Raw genomic sequence first — 1,596 nt, 5'->3', positions numbered from 1 at the left:
TCAGGTGGGTGAAGCCATGGCCATGGTCAAAGCGCTTAACCGGATCACGCTATTAGGAATGCCGAACAGTATTCGCATCACGTAACAATCGACCCGTATGGGGCGCAGTCGTTACAAGTTCTGATTTATTCAACAAAGCCGAAATTATCAGCTGTTTGACCGATTTGCGCAGATGGATAATCTGTTTAAATAACTATAAATTTGAGTCACGATCAGAAAAGGAGCAATATTATGTCACTTTCTATTCAAGGTAATTCTTCATTTCTATTCAATAGAACGCTTAGCCATGAAGATGTCCAACGCGCTATTAATAGTTCATCAAAAGAAGAAGCTGCACATGTTGGCATATGGGAAAAAATTAAAGATTGGTTTTGTGGAACCAACACAAGTGAAGCGCTGGAAAAAATTTATGAGCTAACACATAACAATGATGAACTTGATACTGAATCCATCTTAAAAAAAGTGACTGCGTTTTACCAACTTAAGGAAATGGCACATCCTGTTTATCAGGACAGATTTCAGGCATCTATTACTCCAAACGAATATGGAGCATATACTTTTTCTTTTTCCATTAAAGATGTCATGGGTGAACGCGCATTGGTTTATGGGAACACTGAAAAAGATATTTATTCTTTAAAAGAAAGAGAATTAACTAATAATAGTGAGTTATTAGACTACAATACTGTTATCCGTGAAGGTCTCGATGTAGCTTTAAATCAAGTAAAATATGATGATGGGAAAAATAAATTAGAGGGAGTTTGTTTAGCTAATCAGGGAAGAGTGGACCTGCATTTATTGCATGAAGAAACAAAGCAAGAAATGGGTATTAATCAGCATTTAGCCCAAAAATGGGTTTCATTACAAATGAAATGTTTTGATTATTATTCTACACAACGTTCCTCGCTAGAATCTATTGATGGCTTGGATATTACTAATGTAATAGGAACAGAAAATGAATGGATTTATCATTTTGCTCAATCAATTAACGAAATAAAAAGAAATACACAAGGAAATCTTGCCAAAGAATTTAATAATGAGATAAAGGAATTCAATGATTTAAATATCTATGCCAATCCCTATGAATTGAATAACAAGCTTATATATTCAAAACCATATGACCAAAACGATGAACAAATATATTCAGGGCCATATAATCAAATCAATCAACCTATTTATGAAGATATTCAATTTTATTCATCAGAAACCCCATCTAATAAATATCATAAAGGACCAATAAATGGTGATATTTACGCAAAAGTAGATAAAACAAATATTGATAAATCAGAATTACTCAAAGAAATAGATGATTTTATTTTAGAGAATAGTAAAAACTATCCATTGGCATATCAGCATGTTAAAAAAGTACGCTTAAATCTTAAATAACACGTTGTGTTCAAAATTAGTCATAACGCGGCTTTGTTGAATAATAGGGAGGCTTTGTTGAATAAATAGATATTATGCTGGCAGCCCAGCGAAACGACGGATCCTCGCAACGTAAAATCATGCAGTTAGGCCTCATGAGAAAAGTGTACACCTGAGATGACAAGCATTTTCAGGCTTTGTTGAATAAATAGAACTTTTGGGTAATCATCGGAG

General features: G+C 33.7%; 1 protein-coding gene and 1 pseudogene. Both read left to right on the top strand.

From position 1 onward, the window contains the following. A pseudogene (locus tag QZ506_RS15710) lies at positions 1-85 on the top strand (lipoprotein); the annotation flags it as partial. A gap of 146 nt (positions 86-231) precedes the next feature. Next, positions 232-1,383: a hypothetical protein gene (locus QZ506_RS15705; RefSeq protein ID WP_291972318.1), complete on the top strand. Its 1,152-nt coding sequence runs from the start codon at positions 232-234 to the stop codon at positions 1,381-1,383. The last annotated feature ends 213 nt before the right edge of the window (positions 1,384-1,596 follow it).

The organism is Candidatus Symbiopectobacterium sp., from assembly GCF_020054415.1.
Lineage (GTDB): Bacteria > Pseudomonadota > Gammaproteobacteria > Enterobacterales > Enterobacteriaceae > Symbiopectobacterium.
Note: the sequence above shows the minus strand (reverse complement) of the source record. Positions and strands in the feature narration are given on the sequence as shown.